The sequence below is a fragment of the Aeromonas caviae genome (genome assembly GCF_000819785.1).
Lineage (GTDB): Bacteria > Pseudomonadota > Gammaproteobacteria > Enterobacterales > Aeromonadaceae > Aeromonas > Aeromonas caviae.
Genome location: NZ_CDBK01000102.1, coordinates 1 through 6,680, shown reverse-complemented (window position 1 = coordinate 6,680; position 6,680 = coordinate 1). Strand labels below are relative to the sequence as shown.

Sequence of the window (6,680 nt, the reverse complement as noted above, 5' to 3'; positions counted from 1 at the left end):
GCGAACCAGGGGGACGGCGCCGTGGTGAGCGCCATGAGCTTCACCGTGAGCCACGGGGCTGATGCGCTCGACACGAGCAGCCTCAAATTCGATATCGCAGCCATTCAAGGCAGCCTGGATGGCAAGTACAGCAGCCACGGCAGCCCGGTCACCTTCACCCTGGATGCCAACGGTGATCTGGTGGGGACCAGCGCGGACGGCCGCGAGGTGCTGCGGGCCGAGCTGGATTTGGTGGAGAGCAACGGCAACTGGAGCGTCACCGCCAAGGTGACCCTGGGGGCCGAGCTGGATCACCAGGGCAGCGAATCCCTCGACCTGCCGCTCACCGTCACCCTGACCGACAAGGATGGGGACAGGGTCTCCACCGATTTGCCGCTCACCATCAAGGACGGCCATGCGCCAGGTTTCGTGGCGGGCAGCGGGGTGAGCCTGGATGAGCGTGGGCTCGACGGTCACAACACCCTGACCGGCACAGGTCACTTCCAGGTCAATGCGGGCTCTGATCGGGTGAGCGAGGTGTCGTTTGCCGACATCAGCGAGCAGCCGGCCCTGACCGCCCTGGGCCAGAGCGTCAAATACGAGCTGGTGGACGGCGATGCCAGCATCCCGGGCAACCAGGTGCTGAAGGGCTATGTGGAAGTCAATGGCCAGCGCGTCGAGGTGCTTCAGGTCGAACTGGTGGGCAAGCTGGACAATGCCGCCAGCAACGGTTTTGACTACAAGGTGACCCTGTTCGAGGGGGTTCACCAGAGCGGTGGCAACGCCACCGACCTGCCGTTCAAGCTCAACATCGTCGACAGCGACAAGGGCAGCGGCAACAACGACAGCACCACGGGTACCCTCAACATCCGCATTTCGGAAGGGGACAAACCGACCCTCACCCTGACCGGCGTGACGGTGAGTGAAGGGCGCTTCGATGGCGCCGGCAACAACCAGACCGGCGATGATCAGCATGCCACCGGCACCCTGACCATCACTGCAGACTCCGATCCCGTGGTGGACGTGCGGCTGACCCTCTCGGGCCAAGTCGTGGATGGGAGTGGCAAGGCCATCACCCACAACGGTGAGACCCTCACCTGGCAAGAGGTGGCGGGCAGCAACGGCCACAGCTTCCAGGCAGTGACTGCGAGCGGCACCCTGGTGCTGACGGTGACCCTGCCCAATGTGCCGGGGCGCATCGAAGCCCACACCCAGGCAACCCTCGATTACCAGGTGACGGTACACACCAACCTGGATCACGGGGCGGACGACAAGCTCAACCTGAGCCTGCCGATCAAGGTGACCGACAGCGACGGCAGCGTGATCACCGGCAGCACCACGGCGGTGATCACCGATGCGGCGGATCCCGTGATCACCGCCATCGAGGGGGTGACCGTCAAGGAGTCGGACCTCAACGGGGGCAGTGGCCAGCATGGGGGCACCAGTCCGTCAGGCACGGGAGAGGTTGCCATCGGCCAGGTGACGATCGCCGCCGGGAGTGACCGGGTGTCTACCTTGGCAAGGACAGCGCAGGCAAGCTCATCTTCAAGCTGACCCTGGATGCGTCCGGCCGCTACACCTTCGAGCTGACCGGCAACCTTGATCACAGCGTCCAGGGCAAGGATCTGCTGGATATCCAGCTGCCCTTGCAGGCACGGGACAGTGACGGGGATCTGAGCGCCGAAGTGATCGGTCATGTGAGCGTGCAGGATGACGTACCCGTGGCCGTGGACGCGAGCAAGACCCTGAATGAAGGGGCGAAAGTGACTGGCGATCTGCTGGCCACTGCCAGCGAGGGGGCGGATGATGCGGTGGTGAGAGCGGTGACCATCAATGGCACCGAGCACCCCATCGCCGCCACGGGCAATACCACCATCTCGGTGACGGACGGCACGGGGCAGATCATCGGCACCCTGGTGATCAATGCCGAGGGTGACTACAGCTTCACCGCCAAATCGGGCATCGATCACAGCAACAACACCCTGGTACAGCAGATAGGCTTCCACCTGGTGGATGGCGACGGGGATACCGACGATGGTCTTCTGACCCTGACCATCCGGGACGAGGCGGGCAAGCTCACCGTGAGCGCCGTCACCGGCCAGGAGGATGCGGGGGCGAGCGATCCGGGCCAGGGGATCCCCATCACCATGAACCTGGATGTGGGGGATTTCGATCGGGGCGAGCATGTGGAGCAGTTGCTTATCCAGGCGCCAGCCAACGCCCAGGGCACCTTCTATTTCAACGGCGTCGCACTGACCACCATCACCCAGGGGGGCAAGACCTGGTATGAGGTGCCGCCCGCGGCCATGGTGGCGGTGGCCAACACCGATGACAAGTTCCAGCTCACCGGTGTCACTTTTGTGCCAAACCACGACTACTCGAGCTACAACAACGGAGGTGCTGCGCTGCGCTTCCCGGTGCAGTTGCAGGTGGGGGTCACCGAGGGGAGCAAGCCCCCGGTGCTGACCGGCAATCTGGACATCACGGTGCAGGGCATTGCCGACAAACCCCTGTGGGATGCGGGCAGCACGCACCAGCACTACACCACGGACGAGGACAGCAGCGGCATCGCCCTCAACGTCAAGGCGGGTCTCACCGATACGGACGGCTCCGAGACCCTGAGCTACCAGATAGAGTGGGCCTCCGGCCAGGGCACGCTGACCCTGAATGGCAAGGTGCTCACCCCGGGGGCGAACGGCCTCTATACGGTGGCCGGTGGCGACATCAACAAGGTGACCGTGGTGCCCGGCAAGGACTACAGCGGTGACATCAAGCTCATTGTGACCCCGGTGAGCACGGAGAAGACCCCGGTGGTGACCGGCAAGGAGACGGCCCTCGGCGATCCTCTGGAGGTGATTGTCAACGTGAACCCGCTGGCGGACGACGCCAAGCTGACGGTGCGCGAGATCCAGGGCAAGGAAGATACCCTGATCGATCTGGGCAGCAAGATTGGGCTCGCCCATCTGGGAGACACCACAGATGGCTCCGAGCAGCTGTTCGTGCGCATCAGCGGCCTGCCCGCCGGTGCCACCCTGCTGCTGGGTGGGGTGGCGGTCACTCTGGATGCCAACGGCTATTACGAGGTGCCCTATGACCGCATCAATGACCTCAAGCTGCTGCCGCCCAAAAACAGCAACGTCGATTTCGATCTCACCATCAAGGGGGTGGTGAAGGACACCGCCATCCTGACCGATGCCAGCGGCCAGACCCACACTGTGGTGAACGAGAAGGAGACCGGCAGCCAGAGCCTGCACGTGGATCTGGTGGGGGTAGTGGATGAACCCCATTTCGATCTCAATACCACCGACTGGACCCAGGATGGCAACGGCTACAGCATCACCATCCAGGAGGATGGCCGGGCACCGCTGGACTTCAAGCTCACCTCGGGGGAGTGGACGGATACCCCGCTCGATCACTCGGAAACCCTCAACCTGGTGCTGGAAGGGCTGCCGGAAGGGGCCAGGGTATTCGACGGCAGTGGCAAGGAGCTGACCCTGACCTTCGCCGGGCTCGATGGCAAGGGCAATCCCCTCTATCAGGTGGATGTGACCAGCCTCGGCAACCTGCAGATCCAGCCGCCCCCCAACAGCACCGCCGATCTGCACCTGGTCGGCCACGTGGTGGTGACCGAGAATGACGGCGACCACAAGAGTTTCGACGTGCCCCTCACCATCAAGGTGGAGCCGGCCATCGACGCTACCGACTATGCCAAGACCAGCCATGGCCTGGAGGATCAGTTCACCGTCCTCGACTGGCAGCCTGATCTGACCGACGGCGCCGAGAAGGTGACCCACCTCAGCCTCTCCGGTATCGAACCCGGGTATGAAGTCTGGATCCGCGTGGGCGGGGTCGAGACCCAGCTGACCGTGAGCGGCGGCGCCGTGGAGTTGAGCGACGCCGAGCTGCAAAGCCTGCTCGGCGGTGGCCAGCTGCTGGTGAAAGGGCCCGAAGACAGCGACAGGGACACCACCCTCCAGAGCCATGTCACGGTGACACAAGTGGATGTGGACTCCAGCGCCACTGCCCAGAAGGTGATCGACGGCACCCTGCATGTGGATATCCAGGCGGTGGTGGAGCCCGATGGCAACCTGGTGCAGACCGGTCAGCTGGAGAGCCCGGACGGGCACGACATCCCGCTGGATGGCGTCTTCGTGTTCGAGGATCTGGACCCCAGCAGCGATGAGGTCATCGACTACCTGGTGATCAGCGATCTGCCCCCCGGCTTCGTGGTGGTGGGCGGCATCAACGATGGCAAGGGCAACTGGACGGTGCCCCACGACGCCCTCGGCAGTTATGCCTTGCGCTCGCCGGATGGCTTCACCGGCACCGTCACCTTCAAGGTGAGCGCCAGGGTGATCGACCTTGGCGACAACAACGAGGGGGATGTGAGTGCTCCGGCCTATCGGGAGATCACCGCCAGCGCCGACTTCCATGGCGCGACCCACTCGGGTCAGGTGGCCGCCGATGTCGATTTTGACAACAGCGCCCCCATCACCGGGGTGGAGGATCACGGCGTCAACTTCGGCAGCCAGCTCAAGCAGATGGTGACCCTGGGCACGGCGGACAGCGGGGACGACGAGCTCAGCATCGTCATCACTGGTCTCCCCCCGGGCGTCAACGTGCAGGGGCTCACCTTCGACTTTGTTAACGGCGAGTACCTCATCAAGCTGCCGGGTGGCCTCGATGATCTCGACCGCCTGACTCTGACCCTGCCGCAAGACTATGCCGGTGACGGCCTGCACTTCAATGTGCGCCTGGTCAACACCGACACCGTGAGCGGTGACACCAAGATGGTGGAGAAGGACGTCACCCTCTCCATCACCCCGGAGGTGGACATCAACGGCGGGGCGGACGGCCTGCCCGAGCTGCAACTGAACGTGAAGGACGTAAACGGCGACGGCCAGCCTGACAACCTGGAAGACACCGAGATCCACCTCGATCTCTCGGTCAAGCTCGCTGACATCAGCCCCTCGGTGGCCGATGGCGGTCTCGAGACCGTGGAGCAGGTGGTCGTGACCGTGGATCCCCAATATGGTCACTTCCTCGACAAGAACGGCCAGCCGGTCGCCACCCTCACGGTGAACGACCCGGCGGACCTCAAGGATCTGGTGTTCGTGCCCAAGGAGCACTTCAGCGGCAAGGTGCCGCTGGCGGTGACGGTGGATATTCTCGATACCGCCACCACGGGCACGGATCGGGGGAGCTGGAGCGGCAACGTGAGCTTCGAGGTGCTGCCGGTCAACGATCCGGCCAACCTCACGGTCCAGAACGTCACGGGCCAGGAAGATGGCAGCGTGAGCCTGGGGGGGCTGGGGGCCAGCCTCATCGACAACGATGGCTCCGAGCAGATCGTCGGGTTGCAGATCAAGGGGGTGCCGGATGGCTTCACCCTGTCCGCCCCGGCGGTCAACAACGGCGGTGGGGTGTGGCAGGTGCCTGTGGGCACCGACTTCTCCAAGCTGACCCTGATCCCGCCTGCGGACTTCAGCGGCACCGTGAGTCTGACCCTGAGCGCCTTCACCCTGGACAAGGGGCTGACCCTGCCCTTTGAAACCAGTGCGGGCTTCACCGTCACCGTCAATCCGGTGGGGGATGCGGTCATCACCGACATGCAGGAGCAGGCGAGCGGCACCGAAGGGGATGTGATCACCCTGAACCTGGGGGTGGAGACCCGGGATACCCATGCCACCGGCGGCAATGCCGGCAATGTGCACGAGAACGGGCCCGAGCAGGTGCGCGTCACCCTGGAAGGGGTGCCGGACGGGGCAGAAATCCGCTTGCCGAGCGGCGTGAGCGGTACCGTGGTGGATCTCGGCGGTGGTCGCTGGCAGGTCACCACGGATGGGGGCAAGCTCGACGCGGTGGAGCTGGTGACCCATGACGCCAACGGCGCCATGGCGATCAAGGTGACGGCCCAGAGCCTGGACAACGGCGCCCTCGGCCCGGAAGTGAACGGCACCATCCATCTCGATGTGAGCCCGGTCAACGACGCCCCCGTCAACGTGCTGCCCGATGATCCCCAGGTGGCCCAGGAGGACGAGCCGTTCGTCATCCAGGGTCTGCAGGTCAAGGACGTGGATGCGGGCAACGGCATCATGGAAGTGCGCCTCTCGGTGGAGCACGGCACCCTGACCCTGCCGGCCGGGAGCGGTGTGACCCTGACCGGCAACGGTACCGGCGATGTGGTGCTGACCGGCACTCTGGCGGATCTCAATGCCCTGCTCTCGGGCGGCGTCACCTATCAGGGGGACCCGGACTTCCATGGCAATGACGCCTTGACCATGGTGACGGACGATCGGGGCAACACCGGCAGCGGTGGCGCCCTGAGTGACACCGATGTGCTGCCCATCCTGGTACAACCGGTCAACGATGCCCCCGTCAACCAGCTGCCGACGACGCCTCAGGTGGCGCAGGAAGATCAGCCCTTCACCATTCACGGGCTGCAGGTGAGCGATGTGGATGCGGGCAACAGCCCCCTCTCAGTCACCCTCTCCGTGCTGCACGGTACCCTGGAACTGGCGGCGGGCAGTGGCGTGACGGTGAGCGGCAGCGGCAGCAACACCCTGGTGCTGAGCGGTTCCCAGGATGCCATCAATGCCTTGCTCGCAGGGGGCGTGACCTATCAGGGCGAGCAGGACTTCAATGGCCAGGATGCCCTGACCATGGTGACCAATGATCTTGGCAACACCGGCAGCGGTGGC

2 pseudogenes are annotated in these 6,680 nt (G+C 64.5%); both read left to right on the top strand.

Features of this window, described 5'->3' with window-relative positions:
- A pseudogene (locus BN1120_RS21830) lies at positions 1 to 1,533 on the top strand (retention module-containing protein); the annotation flags it as partial.
- Positions 1,521 to 6,680 (top strand): annotated as a pseudogene (locus BN1120_RS18340) (retention module-containing protein); the annotation flags it as partial. The pseudogenes BN1120_RS21830 and BN1120_RS18340, both read left to right, overlap by 13 nt.